The following is a 17,504-nucleotide window of genomic DNA, read 5'->3' as shown; positions in this document are numbered from 1 at the left end:
ACGAAAAGAGCGGATTGTGTTATGGAGAAAACTGTGATAAAATAGGAGATGATTTTGTGGAAACGAGGTGTCCCTATGAGCGCCACTGAGCTTCAGTTTCGTACCGCCACCTTCGGCGGCTTTCAGAAGCAGGATGTGTTGAGTTATATTGAATCCTCCAACCAGGCCCACGTGGAAAAGCTGGCCCAGCTCCAGCGGGAGTGGGAGGATCTGGCGGCCGAGAAGGAGTCGTTGGCGGCCCAGGCCGGGCAAGCCAAGGAGCAGGCCGAAACGCTGGCCAAGGAAAAGGAGTCTCTGACCGCCCGGCTGGATGAGGCTCGCAAGGAGGCGGAGGCGCTGCGCGCCCAGCTGGACCAGGCCCGCAGGGAGGCGGAAGAGACCGCCGCCCGGCTGGCCGACGCCAACGCCCGGCTGACCCAGGCCGAGCCCGACGCCGCCGCCTATCAGCAGGTAAAGGACCGCACCGCCGGCATCGAGCTGGAGGCCCACTGCCGGGCCCAGGAGATCCAGCGGGAGGCGGAGGAGAAGGTCCGCCGGGCCCACACCGAGGTGGAGCAGTGGCTCCACAAGGTGCAGGCAGGCTACGATCTGCTGCGCTCTGACATGGACGGGGCCATCTCCCGCACCGGTCAGGAGCTGGACAAGCTGCGTCAGATGCTGGAGCAGCTCTCCTCCAACTTCAGCAGTCAGGACGAGCACCTGCGCAAGCTGGCTCAGGACTGCGCGGATCAATTCGCGCCCCCCGCGCCCCTGCCCCTGGATGAGAAATAAGAACCCCGCCGCACGGGCATGGGAGAGGGAGCCGGAAGGTCCCCTCTCTTCTGCTGTTGCCCTGCCGCCCGCCGGCGTCATTCTGTAGTTTGTGGAAGGAGTGCATCCCTTTGGCAAAATCCTCCGGAGCACGCACTAAAGTCACAGTCAAAACCTCGGCCCGTATGTCCAAAAAGGGTCCTCTCAGCCCTGAGACCCTGCGGAAACTGGACGCCTGGTGGCGGGCCTCCAACTATCTGGCCGCCGGCCAGCTCTACCTGCGGGACAATCCCCTGCTTCGCGTCCCTCTGAAGCCGGAGCACCTGAAGCACGCTCCGGTGGGCCACTGGGGCACGGTGCCGGGCCAGAACTTTATCTATACCCACCTCAACCGGGTCATCACCCGGTATGATCTGAACATGATCTATGTCTGCGGCCCCGGCCACGGCGGCGCCGCCGTACTGGCCCAGACCTATCTGGAGGGCACCTACAGCGAGATCTACCCCAACGTAAGCCAGGACGAGGAGGGTATGCGCAAGCTGTTCCAGCAGTTTTCCTTCCCCGGCGGCGTGGGCAGCCACTGTGCCCCCGACACTCCCGGCTCCATCAACGAGGGCGGCGAGCTGGGCTATTCCCTGGCTCACGCCTTCGGCGCCGTCATGGACAACCCGGACCTGATCGCCGCCTGTGTGGTGGGCGACGGCGAGGCGGAGACCGCTCCCCTGGCCGCCGCCTGGCACGGCAACAAATTCCTGGACCCGGTGGGAGACGGCGCGGTGCTCCCCATCCTCCATCTCAACGGCTATAAGAACGCCACCCCCTCTCTCTTTGCCCGCATTTCCGAACAGGAGGTAGAGGATTACTTCAAGGGCTGCGGCTGGACGCCCCGCTTTGTGGAGGGAGACGACCCGGCCCAGATGCACCAGAAGATGGCGGCCGCCCTGGACTGGGCGGTGCGCGAGATCCAGCGCATCCAGGAGAGCGCCCGCTCCTTTGGGGAGACCGAGCGTCCCCGGTGGCCCATGGTGGTATTCCGCTCCCCCAAGGGCTGGACCTGCCCCAAGGAGGTGGACGGGACCACCCTGGAGGGCACCAGCCGGGTCCATCAGCTGCCCCTGGCGGTGGATGACGCGCACCCGGCGCAGCTGCCCCTGCTGGAGGAGTGGCTGCGCGGCTACCGCCCGGAGGAACTCTTTGACGAGGCGGGAGCCCCCGTCTCCGCTCTGCGCTCCCTGGCGCCCCAGGGAACGCGGCGGATGGGCTCCAACCCCCACGCCAACGGCGGCCTGCTGCTGCGGGATTTGCGCACCCCCGACTTCTCCAAATACGCGGTGGCCGTCCCCGCCCCCGGCGAGGCGGAGGCCGAAGACATGGCCGAACTGGGCAAGTACGTCAAGGACGTGCTCAAGCTCAACCAGAAGGCCAAAAATTTCCGCATCTTCTCCCCCGATGAGACCATAAGCAACAAGCTCTGGGCCGCCCTGTCCGCCAGCGACCGCCGGTGGAACGCCGACCTGCTGCCCTCCGACGACGGGCTGTCCTCCGGCGGGCGCATCCTGGACGGGATGCTGTCCGAGCATATGTGCCAGGGCTGGCTGGAGGGCTACCTGCTCACCGGCCGCCATGGTTTCCTCAACAGCTTTGAGGCTTTCATCCGCATCGTAGACTCCATGGTGAGCCAGTATGCCAAGTGGCTCAAGGTGGCCTCTCCCCTGCCCTGGCGGCAGGATATCGCCTCCCTCAACTATGTGCTGTCCTCCAACGTGTGGCAGCAGGATCAGAACGGCTTTACCCACCAGGACCCCGGTTTCCTGGATCATGTGGCCAACAAGAAGGCGGACGTGGTGCGGCTCTACCTGCCCCCCGACGCCAACTGCCTGCTGTCCTGCTTTGACCACTGCATCAAAAGCCGCAACTATATCAATGTGATGGTGACCTCCAAGCACCCCCGGCCCCAGTGGCTCACCATGGACGAGGCCATTAAGCACTGCACCCACGGCATCGGCATCTGGCAGTGGGCCTCCAACGACCAGGGGGCCGAGCCCGACGCGGTGCTGGCCTGCTGCGGCGAAACGCCCACGCTGGAGACCCTGGCCGCCGTCACCATCCTGCGGCGTTATCTGCCTGAGGTGAAGGTGCGGGTGGTCAACGTGGTGGACCTGATGAAGCTCCAGCCCCACACCGAGCACCCCCACGGCCTGACCGATGAGGACTACGACGTGCTCTTCACCACCGACAAGCCCATCATCTTTGCCTTCCACGGCTACGCCACCCTGGTCCATGAGCTGACCTACCGGCGGCACAACAAAAACCTCCACGTCCGTGGCTATAAGGAAGAGGGCGGCCTTACCACCCCCTTCGATATGCGGGTACAGAACAACATCGACCGCTTCGACCTGGTCATCGACACCGTCAAGCGTCTGCCCCAGCTGGGCAACCGGGGCGCCTTCCTCATCCAGCTGATGAAGGACAAGCTGGTGGAGCACCGGCAGTATATCACCGCCCACGGCCAGGATATGCCCGAGATCCGGGACTGGAAATGGAACGGCGGCGCGGGGATCTGATCTGCCTTGCCAAAGGGCCCGTTCTGTGCTAACCTTATAGAAATCGTATGGATGGGAAGGAATCTGTTATGAATATCTATGAATCCTCCGAAAACTATCTGGAAGCCATCCTCAGTCTCCGCCAGCGGCACGGCACGGTCCGCTCCATCGACATCGCCAATGAGCTCCACTTCTCCAAACCCAGCGTCAGCGTGGCTATGAAGAAACTGCGGGAGAGCGGCTATATCGAGATGGACAAGGATGGACTCATCTCCCTCCTCCCCGCCGGAGAAGAGATCGCCAGACGTATCTATGAGCGTCATCAGCTGCTCACCCAGTTTTTTACCTTCCTGGGCGTCAGCCCTGAGGTGGCCGCCGCCGACGCCTGCAAGATCGAGCACGACCTCAGCGAGGAGACCTTTCAGAAGATCAAGGAGCACGCCATGGGCAAGGGCGGGTCCTCCCAGCCCTGAGCCCCCTGTTGCCGCGAAAAATGGCCGCCAATGGCGGCCATTTTTTGTGGGAATCTGTCATCTGCCACAGGAGAAACCAGTATGACTTTCGCTCAATTCACAAAGACCTACGGCCTGTGCCTGGACAAACAGCAGGAGGCCGCCGTCCAGGCCGTGGACGGGCCGGTGCTGCTGCTGGCGGTGCCGGGCAGCGGCAAGACCACCGTGCTGGTCAGCCGCATCGGCTATCTGGTGCTGGGCCTGGGGGTGGACCCCCGGCGCATCCTCACCATGACCTACACGGTCTCCGCCGCCCGGGATATGCGCCAGCGCTTTGCCGCCTTCTTTGGCCCGGAGCTGGCGGAACGGTTGTCCTTCCGCACCATCAACGGGGTGTGTTCTTCCATCATCCGCCGGTGTGAGCAGCTGGTGGACCAGAAGGCCTTCGACCTGCTGGACGACACCGGGCGGCAGGCCGCCCTCATCGGGGAGATCTGCCGCAATCTCACCCGGGAATACGCCCTGGAGACCACCATCAAGGCCATCCAGACCGCCATCACCTATGTCAAAAACCATCTCCCCGGTCAGGCCGATCTAAACGGTGTGGAGGTGGAGGGGGTGGATTTTCCCGCCGTCTACCAGGCCTACAACCAGGCCCTGCGGCAGCGGCGGCTCATGGACTACGACGACCAGCTGGGCTACGCGTATCAAATTCTGCGGCGCTACCCCACCATTCTCCAGGAGTGGCGGAACCGCTACCCCTACCTGTGCGTGGACGAGGCCCAGGACACCTCCCAGATCCAGCACGCCATCATCCGCCTGCTGGCGGGGGATCAGGTCCAGCTCTTCATGGTGGGCGACGAGGACCAGAGCATCTACGGCTTCCGGGCCGCCTGTCCCCATGCCCTCCACTCCTTTGAGAGCACCTATCCCGGCGCTCAGGTGCTGCTGCTGGAGCAGAACTACCGCTCCACCCGCCAGATCGTGGCAGCGGCGGATAAATTCATCCGGCTCAACACCCAGCGCCGCCCCAAGACCATGCACGCCGCCGGGGGCGACGGCCCCGCCATTCGGCAGGTGGAGGTATACGACCGGCAGCGCCAGTATCAGTATCTGGCCAAGGTGGCGGAACACTGCGACCAGGAGACAGCGGTGCTCTACCGGGACAATGACAGCGCCCTCCCCCTCATGGACCTGCTGGAGCGCTCCGGCACCCCCTACCGCTGCCGCCAGGTGGACAGCGGCTTTTTCACCCACCGGGTGGTGCGGGATGTGACCAATATCATCCGGCTGGCTCAGAACCCCTGGAACAGGGACCTGTTCCTGGACCTGTACTACAAATTGGGGGCAGGCATCAGCCGGGCCGCCGCCCAGGAGGCGGCCAACCAGTGCTCCCCCACCGGGGAGACCCTGCTGGAGTATCTGGCGGGCTGCTCTACCCTCTCTCCCTGGAGCCGCAAGCAGTGTAAAGCTCTTCAGACTCACATGAATAACCTGCTGGAGGAGCGGGCGGACAAGGCGGTATACCGTATCGTCCACTTCATGGGCTACGGGGCCTGGCTGGAGGAGCGGGGGGCGGACAACAGCAAGCTGGCCATTCTGGAGGCTCTGGGGGCCAACGAGCCCACCCCCGCCGGTCTGCTCAACCGGCTGGAGGAGCTGGAGGAGGTGGTGCACCGGGGCTCGGCCCACCCGGACTGCCCCTTCATCCTGTCCACCATCCACTCCAGCAAGGGTCTGGAGTACGACCGGGTGATTTTGATGGACGTGGCCGACGGCCTGCTGCCCAAGCTGCCCCCCACCCCCAAGGAGGACGAGACCGAGGAGGAGGTCAACCAGCGGGAGGAGGAACGGCGGCTCTTCTATGTGGGCATGACCCGTGCCCGCCGGGAGCTGTGGGTCATGACCTTCCGCCGTCCCGAGCTGGCCTCCACCTTTTCTTCCTTCCTTTTCCCGCAAAAAGGCCCTCAAAAGAAGAAGGCCCCCGTCCGCAAAAGCCCTGATCCGGCGGTCCTGTCCGCCCGGCTCACCGCCGCCGCCAAGGACTACATCCCCGGCACACGGGTGCGCCACGCCCGCTACGGCTTCGGCCTGCTTACCACCCGGGACGGGGACCGGATCACCGTCCGCTTTGACGACGGCACGGTAAAGCCCTTCTCCCTGCCTACCGCCCTGGGCATGGGCCAGTTTTCTCTGGAGGGCCACCGGCTGCCGGGGTGAGGAGACGCAACTGAAACGAACCATTTCTGTCACCTCCAGTTGGTGGTAATCCCGCCCGGCCGTGCTATCATAGAGGGCAAGGAGGTGTGAAAAATATGAAAAAACAAACCAGCTGCCTGGCCCGCAACCTCAGTGTTCTACGGCAGCTGCACAAGTTTTCCCAGGAGGAGGTGGCCGAGACCATCGGGGTATCCCGGCAGGCTGTGGCCAAGTGGGAGAGCGGAGAAAGCGCCCCGGACATCGCCAACTGCGACGCCCTGGCCCAGCTCTATCAAGTCTCCCTGGACGATCTGATCCACTACGACGACCGCAAGACCTCCATGTCCATCCCGCCCAGGGGGAAGCATATGTTCGGAGCGGTAAAGGTGGGCGAGCGGGGGCAAATCGTCCTGCCCAAGCGGGCCAGAGAGGTGTTTCACATCCAGCCCGGCGACATCATTGTGGTGCTGGGGGATGAAAACCCGGAGATGGCGGGCATCGCCCTGGTCAAGGGAGAGACCATCCTCCAGAGCACGGACCTGCTGCGCCGGGCTTTGCGGGCGGCGGACGAGGAGGATGCGCCATGAATGAGCTGCTCTCCGTCCGTGGACTGACCAAGCGCTACCCCGGCTTTATTTTGGATCATGTGTCCTTTTCGGTGGCGCCCGGCCGGATCATGGGCCTGATCGGCAAAAACGGCGCGGGCAAGAGCACCACCCTCAAGTCCATCCTGAATCTCATCCCCACCGACGGCGGCAGCGTTACCCTGCTGGACCAGGATGTCCGGGAGCGGGAGCTTGCCTGCAAAGCTCAGGTGGGGGTGGTATTCGGCGGACTGGACTATTACCCGCTCAAACGGCTGTCTGCCATCACCCGGGCCACCCGGCGGTTCTACCCCCAGTGGGATCAGGACCGCTATGAGACCTGCCTGCGCCGGTTCGGCCTGGAGGAGGAAAAGCCCTTCAAGACGCTCTCCAACGGCATGAAGGTCAAATATCTGCTGGCCCTGGCTCTCTCCCACCACGCCAGGCTGCTTCTGCTGGATGAACCCACCTCCGGCCTGGACCCGGTATCCCGGGATGAGATGCTCCATCTCTTCACCCGCATCGTCTCCAACGGCAGCTGCTCCATCCTCTTCTCCACCCATATCACCTCCGATCTGGACCGCTGCGCCCATGACATCACCTACCTCCACAACGGACGGGTGCTGGCCAGTGCCCCAAAGGACGCCTTCCGGCGGGCCTTTGATCACCTGAGGACCCCGGGGGAACAGGCCCCCCTTACCCTGGAGGAGATCATGCTGCGCACGGAAAGGAGGGATTGGGATGAAGCTGCTCTGTAAGGAGATCACCCTGGCCGCCCACCCGACCTTATTCCTGTTTGTCCTGCTGGGGGCGCTGGTGCTGGTCCCCGCCTACCCCTACAGTATGGTCTTTTTCTTCGGCTGCCTGGGTCCCTACTTCACCTGCACCTACGCCCGGGAAACCAACGACCTGTGGTACACCGCTCTGCTGCCGGTGACCAAGGCTCAGGTGGCAGTGGGAAAGCTGACCCTGACGGCCGCCGCCCAGCTGAGCCAGCTGGCGCTCACCCTGCCCTGGGCCCTGCTGCGCCCCGCCCTGGGCGCGGCCAACAATCCGGTGGGGCTGGACCCCACCGCCGCCTGGTTCGGCTTCGGCCTGATGGCCTATGCCGCCTTCGACCTGGTGTTCTTCCCGGTCTGGTTTGGCTCCGGCTTCCGGACAGGCCGGGCCTTTCTGCTTGCCCTCCCACCTCTGCTGGGGGTCATGGGGGCGGCGGAGCTGTCCTTCCGGCTGCCCGGCCTGGCCTTTCTGGACAGCAGCGCCCCTCCCGACCTGCTCCGGCAGCTGCCCGTGACTGCCCTGGGGGCCCTCCTTTTTGCCGCCGCCCTCGCCCTGGCCCGGCGGCTGTCCATCCGGCGCTTCGGGCGGGTGGATCTGTAGCTCCGGCAAAATGTCCCTTGGATGTGGGAAAAAGCCGGACCTGAATTTTCCACAAAAAACGCCTGTGACTTGGTCACAGGCGTTTTCGCTTCTTACCGCCCCCGCAGCTCCCAGAAAGCCACGGCGCTGGCCGCCGCCACGTTGAGGGAGTCCACTCCGTGGGACATGGGGATACACACGGTGTAGTCGCAGGCGGCGATGGTGTGGTCGGACAGGCCGTCCCCCTCGGTGCCCAGCACAATGGCCAGCTTGTCCTCCCCCCGCAGCCGTGGGTCTTCGATGCTGATGGCGGTATCGCTGAGGGCCATGGCCACCGTCTTGAAGCCCAGGGCGTTGAGACGGCTCAGCCCCGGCTGGGGCCACTGGGAGGGGTCGTCCCCGATGCGGGTCCAGGGGATCTGAAACACGGTACCCATGCTCACCCGGGCCGCCCGGCGGTACAGGGGGTCGCAGCAGGTGGGGGTGACCAGCACCGCGTCCATATGGAGGGCGGCGGCGGAGCGGAAGATGGCTCCCACGTTGGTGGAGTCCACGATGCCCTCCAGCACCGCCACCCGGCGGGCGTTGGCGCACAGCTCCTCCACCGTGGGCAGCACCGGCCGCCGCATGGCGCACAGCACGCCCCGGGTCACCTCATAGCCGGTGAGGCCCTCCAGCACCTCCCGGTCGGCGGTGTAGAGGGGCAGGTCACCGCAGCGGGCCACCACCTCCTTGGCGGGGCCGTCGATCTTCTTGCGCTCCATCAGCAGGGACAGGGGCTCATATCCGGCATCCAGGGCCCGCAGGATCACCTTGGGGCTCTCGGCAATGAAGATGCCCTTCTCCGGCTCCAGCCGGTTGCGCAGCTGGGCCTCGGTGAGCCGGGCGTAGCAGTCCAGCTGGGGATCGGAATAATCGGTGATCTCAATGATGTTGGCCATGTCTTTTCTTCTCCTGCTTTCTCTTCGTCCTTCGTTCAGAAGGTCGTTCTCTCTTGTTGTTCCCTTAGGTTGTTAGGGGACGCTTTTCCGACCGGGTCCTAGCCGGTTTTCCGACCGGGTCGCGGTCGCTTTTCCGGCCGGGTCCAGGTCGGTTTTCAGCCCTGGTCCAGACGGGCCAGCACCTGCTGCCCCAGCCGGAAGGTGGGGGAATCATAGGCCACCAGACAGACCGTCATGTCCGCCCCGGCGAACTTGCGGATGCTGGTGATGGCCACCTCCAGGGCCTCCTCCTTGGGATAGCCGTACACCCCGGCGGAGATAAGGGGGAAGGCCACCGTGGCGCATCCGTGTTTCTGGGCCAGGGCCAGGCTGTTGCGGTAGCAGCTGACCAGGGCTTCCCGCTCGCCGTGGCTGCCGCCGTGCCATACGGGGCCCACGGTGTGGATCACATATTTGCTGGGCAGATTGTAGCTCCCCGTGATTTTGGCCTCCCCGGTGGGGCAGCCGCCCAAGGTGCGGCACTCGGCCAGCAGCTCCGGCCCCGCCGCCCGGTGGATGCAGCCGTCCACACCCCCGCCGCCCAGCAGGGTGCTGTTGGCGGCGTTGGCAATAGCGTCCACCCTCAGGGTAGTAATATCCCCCTGCACCAGTTTCAGCTTCATAGTCCTTCCTCCCCATAATCTCGCTTTGTCCTTCGGTCATTATACCGCAGCCGCCCGTCCGAGGCAACGCACATTCCAGGATCTCCAGGCCGACGCTTTCTCCTGCCAGCGGACACCCCAACCACGCCTCCTCCTACCGGCGGCTACCGTGCCAATGGCGACGCCGGTGATCTGGTGTACGCCCCTCTTTCAAAAAGCGCACATCCCTGTTTGTCAACTGATCAACACCGCAGAAAAGCCGGATGGCAACGCCATCCGGCTTTTTCTTCCTCTGATGACGGTATTACTCCAGCCGGGTACCGCAGGCGGCGCAGAACAGGCTGTCCCCGTCCGCCGGACTGCCGCACTTGGGACAAGTCCGGCCGCCCTGCGCGGCGGAAGGCTCCATCTTGGCTCCGCAGCCCCCGCAGAAAGCGGAATCAGGGCCTACCTCCGCCCCGCACTCCGGACACAGCCGGATCCCTTTGATCTGGCGGATCTGCGCCTGATACTGGGCGATCTGGGCATAGGCGGCCCGGACTCCCTCGATCTGAGCGGCATACGCATAGTCCGGGTCGTTCTGATGCCGGTCGTAGCAGGCCTGTCCCAGCTCCCGCAGCAATGCGTCCGCTTTTCGCTCCTGCTCAGCAATGGCTCCGTTGAGCCGGGTCACCTCCGTAAAGTTCTTGGTGTGCTTGGCCACGCCCTGCCCCGCGTCGGACAGCCGCTTGCCGATCCCATCCAAAAACTGAGACATATTCATGCTCCTTTCGCCTGCGCCCCAAAGGGGACCTCGGGTTTGATTTCTCTCACAATATAACATAGCCGTCCCTGTTTTTCAACCGGAGCAAACCATCTGGTTCCCCCTTGACTTTTTCGCTTTAAAGCAGTAAAATACACAACGATACAATTTCCAGTTGAAAAAACATCCGCCTCCCCTGCCCCGCTGTGCGGGACCGGGAGGTGCAAAGGAGTCAGCTGTCATGGTTATCACAGACTTTCTGGAGCGCAATGCCCGGCTGTACCGGGACGAGCCCGCCCTGGTGGAGATCAACCCCTCGGAGGAGCGGGACAAGGCCACCACCTGGCGGGAGTTCAGCCTCATCGAGCGCAACCGTCCCGACGAGCCCTACCGCCGGGAGATCACCTGGGGCCAGTTTGACAAGAAGGCCAACCGCTTTGCCAACCTGCTGCTCAGCCGGGGCCTGAAGCGGGGCGCCAAGGTGGGCATCCTGCTGATGAACTGCCTGGAGTGGCTGCCGGTGTATTTCGGCATCCTGAAGGCGGGCTGTCTGGCGGTGCCCATGAACTTCCGCTATTCCTCCGACGAGATCCGCTACTGTCTGGATCTGGCCGACGTGGAGACCCTGGTGTTCGGCCCCGAGTTCATCGACCGGCTGGAGCCCATCCTCCCCCAGCTGGGCCGGGTGCGCCAGTGGTTCCATGTGGGCAACCGCACTCCTGACTTTGCCGAGAGCTACCGGGAGCTGGTGATGTACTGCTCCATTGAGCCCCCTCCGGTCCATCTGGAGCTGAGCGATCTGGCGGCCATCTACTTCTCCTCGGGCACCACCGGCTTCCCCAAGGCCATTCTACATAACCACAAGGCCCTGTTCTCCTCCTGCCTCACCGAACAGCACCACCACGGCCAGACCCATGAGGATGTGTTCCTCTGCATCCCGCCCCTGTACCACACCGGCGCCAAGATGCACTGGTTCGGCTCCCTGGTCAGCGGCAGCAAGGCCGTGCTGCTGCGAGGGGTGTCCCCGGAGTGGATCCTCCGGGCGGTCACCGAGGAGAAATGTACCATCGTGTGGCTGCTGGTGCCCTGGGCCCAGGACATTCTGGACGCCATCGACAGCGGCCGGGTCAAGCTGGACGACTATCTGCTGGACCAATGGCGGCTCATGCACATCGGCGCCCAGCCGGTGCCGCCCAGCCTGATCCACCGTTGGAAGAAGCTCTTCCCCCACCACCAGTATGACACCAACTACGGCCTCTCCGAGTCCATCGGCCCCGGCTGCGTCCATCTGGGGGTGGAGAACATCGGCAAGGTGGGCGCCATCGGCAAGCCGGGCTATCTGTGGAGTGCCAAGGTGGTGGACGAGCACGGTGTGGAGGTGCCCCAGGGCCAGGTGGGCGAGCTCATCGTCTGCGGCCCCGGCGTCATGCAGTGCTACTACAAGAACCCGGAAGCCACCGCCGAGGTCCTCAAGGGGGACTGGCTGTACACCGGCGACATGGCCCAGGTGGATGAGGACGGTTTCATCTATCTGGTGGATCGGAAGAAGGACGTGGTCATCTCCGGCGGCGAGAACCTGTACCCGGTACAGATCGAGGACTTCCTGCGGAAGTTCGACAAGCTGAAGGACGTGGCGGTCATCGGCCTGCCCGATCCCCGGCTGGGCGAGATTGCCGCCGCCATTGTGGAGGTGAAGGAGGGTGTCTCCTGCACCGAGGAGGAGATCAATTCCTTCTGTCAGGAGCTGCCCCGGTACAAGCGGCCCCGGAAGATCATCTTCGACCATGTGCCCCGCAACCCCACCGGCAAGATCGAAAAGCCGGTGCTGCGCGAGAAATACTGCCACGGCCGTCTGGTGGAGGCTCAGATCTCCAACTGATCCGGCCCACCGGGCAGCGAGGAGTGTTCCCCTGTGACCGATATGCTCATCAAGGTATCCCTGCTCATCCTGTTTTTCGCCGTCATGGTGGGCATCGGGCTGTACTGCCGCCGCCACACCACCGACGTCAACGGCTTCGTGCTGGGAGGCCGGTCGGTGGGGCCCTGGCTCACCGCCTTCGCCTACGGCACCAGCTACTTCTCCGCCGTGGTCTTTGTGGGCTACGCCGGCCAGTTCGGCTGGCGCTTCGGCATCGCCGCCACCTGGGCGGGCCTGGGCAACGCCTTTCTGGGCTCCCTGCTGGCCTGGGTGGTGCTGGGCCGGCGCACCCGCATCATGACCCAGCACCTGGACAGCGCCACCATGCCCGAGTTCTTCGGCCGCCGCTTTGACAGCAGCAGGCTGAAGATCACCGCCTCCGTCATTATCTTCATCTTCCTCATCCCCTACACCGCCAGCCTGTACAACGGCCTGTCCCGGCTCTTCGCCATGGCCTTCGACATCGACTACGCCGTGTGCGTGGTGGTAATGGCGGTACTCACCGGGGTGTACGTCATCGCCGGAGGCTATATGGCTACCGCCATCAACGATTTTATCCAGGGCATCATCATGATCTTCGGCATCCTCGCCGTCATCGCCGCGGTACTCAACACCCAGGGCGGTCTGACCGGAGCCCTGGATGCCCTGGCCCGGGTCAGCGACCCCGCCGTGTCCGATACCCCCGGTGTGTTCGCCTCCTTTTTCGGCCCCGACCTGCCCAGCCTCATAGGCGTGGTGGTGCTCACCAGCCTGGGCACCTGGGGCCTGCCCCAGATGGTGCAGAAGTTCTACGCCATCAAGAGCGAGTCGGCCATCACCAAGGGCACCGTGATCTCCACCGCCTTCGCCCTGGTGGTGGCGGGAGGCTGCTACTTCCTGGGCGGCTTCGGGCGGCTCTTCTCCACCCCGGAGACGGTGGCCGCCCAGGGCTACGACTCCATCATCCCCGCCATGCTCTCCGGCCTGCCCTCCATCCTCATTGCGGTGGTGGTCATTCTGGTGCTCTCGGCCTCCATGTCCACCCTGTCCTCCCTGGTGCTGGCCTCCAGTTCCACCCTCACACTGGACTTTATCAAGGACAACCTCATTAAGGACATGGATGAACGCCGGCAGGTCCGCTGGATGCGCTCCCTGGTGGTGATGTTCATCGCCATTTCCGTGGTACTGGCCATTGTACAGTACCGGTCCAACCTGACCTTCATCGCCCAGCTCATGGGGGTGTCCTGGGGCGCTCTGGCCGGGGCCTTCCTGGCTCCCTTCCTCTACGGACTGTACTGGAGGCGCACCACCAAGGCCGCCTGCGCCGTGTGCTTCCTTTTCTCCACCGCCGTCATGCTGGCCAACATCTTCGCCGGGGCCTGGTTCCCGCCGGTACTCCAGTCCCCCATCAACTGCGGCGCCTTCTGTATGCTGGCAGGCCTGATCATCGTGCCGGTGGTCAGCCTGTTTACCCCCGCCCCCGGCCCCGGCCGGGTGAAGGAGATCTTCTCCTGCTATGAGCGCACCGTCACCGTGGCGGTCACCGACTCCATCGGTCCCAGGGACGATCTGGCAGAGGAAGGTCCTGTAAAAAAGATTTGACTTTACCGACAAAAAGTGATAAAGTAATACCGTTCAAATTTGCGAGAACGGAACCAGGTAGAGGCCGTTTCGCCGGAAAATCGTCGTCCTCTGCATCCGATGCAGAGGACGTTTTTTATTTTCCGATCGCCTCTGGAAAAGGAGAAATGCACCATGAAAACCCTGATGCTCGGCAACGAAGCCGTGGCCCGGGGCCTCTATGAGGCAGGCTGCGCCGTTGTCTCCAGTTACCCAGGCACCCCCAGCACTGAGATCACCGAGGCGGCAGCCAAGTTCCCCGAGGTGTACGCCGAATGGGCCCCCAACGAGAAGGTGGCCATGGAGACCGCCTTCGGCGCCTGTCTGGCGGGCAAGCGGTCCTTCTGCGGCATGAAGCACGTTGGCCTCAACGTGGCCGCCGATCCTCTGTTCACCATCGCTTATACCGGCGTCAACGCCGGCATGGTCATCGCCGTGGCCGACGATGCCGGGATGCACTCCTCTCAAAACGAGCAGGACTCCCGCCACTACGCCCGCTCGGCCAAGCTGCCCATGCTGGAGCCCGCCGACTCTGCCGAGGCTCTGGCCTTCACCAAGGCGGCCTATGAGCTGTCCGAGCAGTTCGATACCCCGGTGCTCCTCAAGATGTGCACCCGTGTGTCCCACTCCCAGAGCGTGGTGGAGACCGGTGAGCGGGTAGAGCCCCCCGCCCGGCCCTACGAGAAGAACCCTGCCAAGTACATCATGATGCCCGGCTATGCCAAGCTGCGCCACCCGGTGGTGGAGCAGCGCACCCAGGCCCTGGCCGACTGGGCAGAGAGCTGCCCCCTGAACCGGGTGGAGAACGGCAGCGACACCTCCATGGGCATCATTACCGCCTCCACCAGCTACCAGTATGTGAAGGAAGTGGTGGGAGACAAATACCCCGTTCTCAAGCTGGGCATGGTGTGGCCTCTGCCCTCCAAGCTGATCCGGGACTTCGCCGCCGGCGTGGACAAGCTGGTGGTGGTGGAGGAGCTGGACGGCTTCCTGGAGACCTGGTGCCGGGAGCTGGGCCTGGAGGCGGAGGGCAAGTCCTCCTTCTCCCTCATCGACGAGCTGAGCCAGAACAAAGTGGCCGCCAAGCTGGGTACCCCGCCTGAGGCAGGCAAGGCCCTGGAGACCGCCATCCCCAACCGTCCCCCCGTCATGTGCGCCGGCTGCCCCCACCGCGGCCTGTTCTACACCCTCAACAAGATGAAGCTCACCGTGCTGGGCGACATCGGCTGCTATACCCTGGGCGCGGTGGCTCCCCTGTCCGCCATCGACTCCACCATCTGTATGGGTGCCTCGGTGTCCGGCATCCACGGCTTTTTGAAGGCCTCCGGCGGTCAGATGGACGGCAAGACGGTGGCGGTCATCGGCGACTCCACCTTCATGCACTCGGGCATTACGGGCCTGGTCAACATCGCCTACAACGAGTCCAACGCCACCGTTATCATTCTGGACAACTCCATCACCGGCATGACCGGCCATCAGCAGAACCCCACCACCGGCTTCAACCTGAAGGGCGACCCCTGCACCAAGATCGACCTGGAGTCCCTGTGCAAGGCGGTGGGTATCCGCCGGGTGCGGGTGGTGGACCCCTACGATCTGAGCCAGTGCGAGCAGGTCATCAAAGAGGAGCTGGCCGCTCCCGAGGCGTCGGTGGTCATCTCCCGCCGGCCCTGCGCCCTGCTGAAGTATGTCAAGCACAAGGCACCCCTGACGGTAGACACCGCCAAATGCACCGGCTGCAAGGCCTGCATGAAGATCGGCTGCCCCGCCATCTCGGTGACGGACGGCAAGGCCGGGGTGGACGCCACCCTGTGCGTGGGCTGCGGCGTATGCCAGCAGATGTGTAAGTTTGATGCCCTCCAGACGGGTGAGGAGGTGTGAACATGGATACGAAAAATATTATGATCGTAGGCGTGGGCGGCCAGGGCTCCCTGCTGGCCAGCAAGCTGCTGGGCCGTCTGCTGCTGGACCAGGGCTATGACGTGAAGGTATCCGAGGTCCACGGCATGAGCCAGCGGGGCGGCAGCGTGGTCACCTACGTCCGCTTCGGCGACAAGGTGTACTCCCCCATCATCGACCAGGGGGAGGCCGATTTCATCGTCTCCTTTGAGCTGCTGGAAGCCGCCCGCTACACCGCCTTCCTCAAGAGCGGCGGACGCATCATCACCAACACCCAGCAGATCAACCCCATGCCTGTCATCACCGGCGCCGCCGCCTATCCCCAGGACCTGGTGGGCCAGATGAAGGAGGCCGGCGTGCTGGTGGACGCCATGGACGCCCTGGCCCTGGCCGAGGAGGCCGGTTCCCCCAAGGCGGTGAACCTGGTGCTCATGGGCCGTCTGTCCCGGTACTTTGACCTGCCGGAGGAGGCCTGGCAGCAGGCCCTGGCCCGCAGCGTACCGGGAAAATTCCTGGAACTTAACCGCAAGGCCTTCCACCTGGGCAGAGATTCCTGAGCGGCGAGGAGAGAGAGAAGCATGGAGCGTTACTATCAGAAAGACATTGAATGCGCCAGCCGGGAACAGATCCGCGCCTGGCAGGATGAGCGTCTGGTCAGGCAGGTCCGCAATGTGTGGGACAACGTCCCCTACTACCGCAGGAAGATGGAGGAGAAGGGCCTGACCCCCGAGGACATCAAGGGCGTGGACGACCTGCACAAGCTGCCCTTTGTGACCAAGGCCGACCTGCGGGATGCCTATCCCTACGGCCTGCTGGCCCGGCCCCTGAAGGATTGCGTGCGCATCCAGTCCACCTCCGGTACCACCGGCAAGCGGGTGGTGGCCTTCTATACCCAGCACGACATCGACTTGTGGGAAGACTGTTGCGCCCGGGCCATCATGGCTGCCGGCGGTACGGAGGAAGACGTGTGCCAGGTGAGCTACGGCTATGGCCTGTTCACCGGCGGCGCCGGCCTCCACGGCGGCTCTCACAAGGTGGGCTGCCTCACCATCCCCACCTCCTCGGGCAATACCGAGCGGCAGATCATGTTCATCCGGGACCTGAACGCCACCATCCTGTGCTGCACCCCCTCCTACGCCGCCTATCTGGCTGAGAGCATGAAGGAGATGGGCCTCACCCCCGACCAGATCCCCCTGAAGGCGGGCATCTTCGGCGCCGAGGCCTGGAGCCAGGAGATGCGCCAAAACATTGAGCATACCCTGGGCATCAAGGCCTACGATATCTACGGTCTCACCGAGCTGTCCGGCCCCGGCGTGGCCTTTGAATGCTCCGCCCAGAACGGAATGCACATCAACGAGGACCACTTCATCGCCGAGATCATCGATCCCGAGACCGGGGAGGTTCTCCCCGAGGGGTCCAAGGGCGAGCTGGTGTTCACCTCCATTACCAAGGAGGCCTTCCCCCTGCTGCGCTACCGCACCCGGGATATCTGCGTGCTCCACCATGAGGACTGCCCCTGCGGCCGCACCCATATGAAGATGAGCAAGCCCATGGGCCGCAGCGACGATATGCTCATCATCAAGGGCGTCAACGTGTTCCCGTCCCAGATCGAGACGGTGCTCATGGGCCAGAGCTTCGCCCCCAACTATCAGATCATCGTGGACCGGGTGAACAACACCGACACCATGGAGGTGCTGGTGGAGATGACCCCGGAGATGTTCTCCGACCAGCTGAGCCAGGTGGCCGAAAAAGAGAAGCAGGTGGTGGCCGCCCTCAAGGCCATGCTGGGCATCTACGCCAAGGTCCGTCTGGTGGCCCCCAAGTCCATCCAGCGCTCCGAGGGCAAGGCCGTCCGCATCATCGACAAGCGGAAGATTTAA

At 63.9% G+C, this 17,504-nt stretch carries 14 protein-coding genes and 1 pseudogene; 12 read left to right on the top strand and 3 right to left on the bottom strand.

Going from position 1 to position 17,504, the window contains the following annotated elements:
• Positions 1 to 75: 75 nt before the first annotated feature.
• The 7 genes from WHJ28_RS14415 (at position 76) to WHJ28_RS14385 (ending at position 7,908) form a co-directional block, all read left to right on the top strand.
• Entirely contained in the window at positions 76 to 771 is a 696-nt protein-coding gene (locus WHJ28_RS14415) for a hypothetical protein (protein ID WP_340042757.1), read from the top strand.
• 164 nt (positions 772 to 935) lie between these two features.
• Positions 936 to 3,314, top strand: coding sequence for a phosphoketolase family protein (locus WHJ28_RS14410; protein ID WP_340042783.1), 2,379 nt, complete (start codon positions 936 to 938; stop codon positions 3,312 to 3,314).
• Between the two features lie 68 nt (positions 3,315 to 3,382).
• Positions 3,383 to 3,766 (top strand): metal-dependent transcriptional regulator, encoded by a 384-nt coding sequence (locus WHJ28_RS14405; RefSeq protein ID WP_340042756.1) that lies wholly within the window; start codon positions 3,383 to 3,385, stop codon positions 3,764 to 3,766.
• Positions 3,767 to 3,847: 81 nt separating this feature from the next.
• Entirely contained in the window at positions 3,848 to 5,965 is a 2,118-nt protein-coding gene (locus WHJ28_RS14400; RefSeq protein WP_340042755.1) for an ATP-dependent helicase, read from the top strand.
• Between the two features lie 95 nt (positions 5,966 to 6,060).
• Positions 6,061 to 6,531, top strand: a complete 471-nt coding sequence (locus WHJ28_RS14395) for a helix-turn-helix domain-containing protein (RefSeq protein WP_340042754.1) — start codon at positions 6,061 to 6,063, stop codon at positions 6,529 to 6,531.
• The gene (locus WHJ28_RS14390; protein ID WP_340042753.1) at positions 6,528 to 7,286 is read left to right on the top strand and encodes an ABC transporter ATP-binding protein; all 759 of its coding nucleotides are present in this window, start codon (positions 6,528 to 6,530) and stop codon (positions 7,284 to 7,286) included. The genes WHJ28_RS14395 and WHJ28_RS14390 overlap by 4 nt, the downstream gene beginning before the upstream one ends.
• On the top strand, positions 7,270 to 7,908 hold the full coding sequence (locus WHJ28_RS14385) for an ABC-2 transporter permease (RefSeq protein ID WP_340042752.1): 639 nt from the start codon (positions 7,270 to 7,272) through the stop codon (positions 7,906 to 7,908). The genes WHJ28_RS14390 and WHJ28_RS14385 overlap by 17 nt, the downstream gene beginning before the upstream one ends.
• Positions 7,909 to 8,000: 92 nt before the next feature.
• On the opposite strand, the gene WHJ28_RS14380 is transcribed toward WHJ28_RS14385, so the two are convergent.
• From WHJ28_RS14380 to WHJ28_RS14370, 3 genes and pseudogenes are all read right to left on the bottom strand, one after another.
• Positions 8,001 to 8,828, bottom strand: a complete 828-nt coding sequence (locus WHJ28_RS14380) for a TrmH family RNA methyltransferase (protein ID WP_340042751.1) — start codon at positions 8,826 to 8,828, stop codon at positions 8,001 to 8,003.
• Positions 8,829 to 9,001: 173 nt separating this feature from the next.
• Positions 9,002 to 9,490 (bottom strand): annotated as a pseudogene (locus WHJ28_RS14375) (O-acetyl-ADP-ribose deacetylase); the annotation flags it as partial.
• A gap of 283 nt (positions 9,491 to 9,773) precedes the next feature.
• Positions 9,774 to 10,226: a zinc ribbon domain-containing protein gene (locus WHJ28_RS14370; protein ID WP_340042749.1), complete on the bottom strand. Its 453-nt coding sequence runs from the start codon at positions 10,224 to 10,226 to the stop codon at positions 9,774 to 9,776.
• 226 nt (positions 10,227 to 10,452) lie between these two features.
• Here WHJ28_RS14370 and WHJ28_RS14365 point away from each other — a divergent pair, with 226 nt between their 5' ends.
• The 5 genes from WHJ28_RS14365 (at position 10,453) to WHJ28_RS14345 (ending at position 17,504) form a co-directional block, all read left to right on the top strand.
• On the top strand, positions 10,453 to 12,090 hold the full coding sequence (locus WHJ28_RS14365) for a class I adenylate-forming enzyme family protein (protein WP_340042748.1): 1,638 nt from the start codon (positions 10,453 to 10,455) through the stop codon (positions 12,088 to 12,090).
• A gap of 42 nt (positions 12,091 to 12,132) precedes the next feature.
• On the top strand, positions 12,133 to 13,710 hold the full coding sequence (locus WHJ28_RS14360) for a sodium:solute symporter family protein (RefSeq protein WP_340042782.1): 1,578 nt from the start codon (positions 12,133 to 12,135) through the stop codon (positions 13,708 to 13,710).
• 153 nt (positions 13,711 to 13,863) lie between these two features.
• Complete coding sequence (gene iorA, locus WHJ28_RS14355) at positions 13,864 to 15,606, top strand: indolepyruvate ferredoxin oxidoreductase subunit alpha (protein WP_340042747.1); 1,743 nt, start codon at positions 13,864 to 13,866, stop codon at positions 15,604 to 15,606.
• 2 nt (positions 15,607 to 15,608) lie between these two features.
• Positions 15,609 to 16,181 carry an indolepyruvate oxidoreductase subunit beta gene (locus WHJ28_RS14350; protein WP_340042746.1) on the top strand — a complete coding sequence of 191 codons (573 nt, stop codon included), beginning with the start codon at positions 15,609 to 15,611 and terminating at the stop codon, positions 16,179 to 16,181.
• 21 nt (positions 16,182 to 16,202) lie between these two features.
• A complete protein-coding gene (locus tag WHJ28_RS14345) occupies positions 16,203 to 17,504 on the top strand; it encodes a phenylacetate--CoA ligase family protein (RefSeq protein WP_340042745.1) in 1,302 nt (433 codons plus the stop codon).

Origin of the sequence: Flavonifractor porci, assembly GCF_037572415.1 — a bacterium.
Lineage (GTDB): Bacteria > Bacillota > Clostridia > Oscillospirales > Oscillospiraceae > Flavonifractor > Flavonifractor porci.
Note: the sequence above shows the minus strand (reverse complement) of the source record. Positions and strands in the feature narration are given on the sequence as shown.

What these genes read in the sequence shown, in the direction of transcription:
- WHJ28_RS14415 (WP_340042757.1), top strand. Translation starts at nt 76, where the DNA reads ATGAGCGCCACTGAGCTTCAGTTTCGTACCGCCACCTTCGGCGGCTTT.
- WHJ28_RS14410 (WP_340042783.1), top strand. Translation starts at nt 936, where the DNA reads ATGTCCAAAAAGGGTCCTCTCAGCCCTGAGACCCTGCGGAAACTGGAC.
- WHJ28_RS14405 (WP_340042756.1), top strand. Translation starts at nt 3,383, where the DNA reads ATGAATATCTATGAATCCTCCGAAAACTATCTGGAAGCCATCCTCAGT.
- WHJ28_RS14400 (WP_340042755.1), top strand. Translation starts at nt 3,848, where the DNA reads ATGACTTTCGCTCAATTCACAAAGACCTACGGCCTGTGCCTGGACAAA.
- WHJ28_RS14395 (WP_340042754.1), top strand. Translation starts at nt 6,061, where the DNA reads ATGAAAAAACAAACCAGCTGCCTGGCCCGCAACCTCAGTGTTCTACGG.
- WHJ28_RS14390 (WP_340042753.1), top strand. Translation starts at nt 6,528, where the DNA reads ATGAATGAGCTGCTCTCCGTCCGTGGACTGACCAAGCGCTACCCCGGC.
- WHJ28_RS14385 (WP_340042752.1), top strand. Translation starts at nt 7,270, where the DNA reads ATGAAGCTGCTCTGTAAGGAGATCACCCTGGCCGCCCACCCGACCTTA.
- WHJ28_RS14380 (WP_340042751.1), bottom strand. Translation starts at nt 8,828, where the DNA reads ATGGCCAACATCATTGAGATCACCGATTATTCCGATCCCCAGCTGGAC.
- WHJ28_RS14370 (WP_340042749.1), bottom strand. Translation starts at nt 10,226, where the DNA reads ATGTCTCAGTTTTTGGATGGGATCGGCAAGCGGCTGTCCGACGCGGGG.
- WHJ28_RS14365 (WP_340042748.1), top strand. Translation starts at nt 10,453, where the DNA reads ATGGTTATCACAGACTTTCTGGAGCGCAATGCCCGGCTGTACCGGGAC.
- WHJ28_RS14360 (WP_340042782.1), top strand. Translation starts at nt 12,133, where the DNA reads ATGCTCATCAAGGTATCCCTGCTCATCCTGTTTTTCGCCGTCATGGTG.
- iorA (WP_340042747.1), top strand. Translation starts at nt 13,864, where the DNA reads ATGAAAACCCTGATGCTCGGCAACGAAGCCGTGGCCCGGGGCCTCTAT.
- WHJ28_RS14350 (WP_340042746.1), top strand. Translation starts at nt 15,609, where the DNA reads ATGGATACGAAAAATATTATGATCGTAGGCGTGGGCGGCCAGGGCTCC.
- WHJ28_RS14345 (WP_340042745.1), top strand. Translation starts at nt 16,203, where the DNA reads ATGGAGCGTTACTATCAGAAAGACATTGAATGCGCCAGCCGGGAACAG.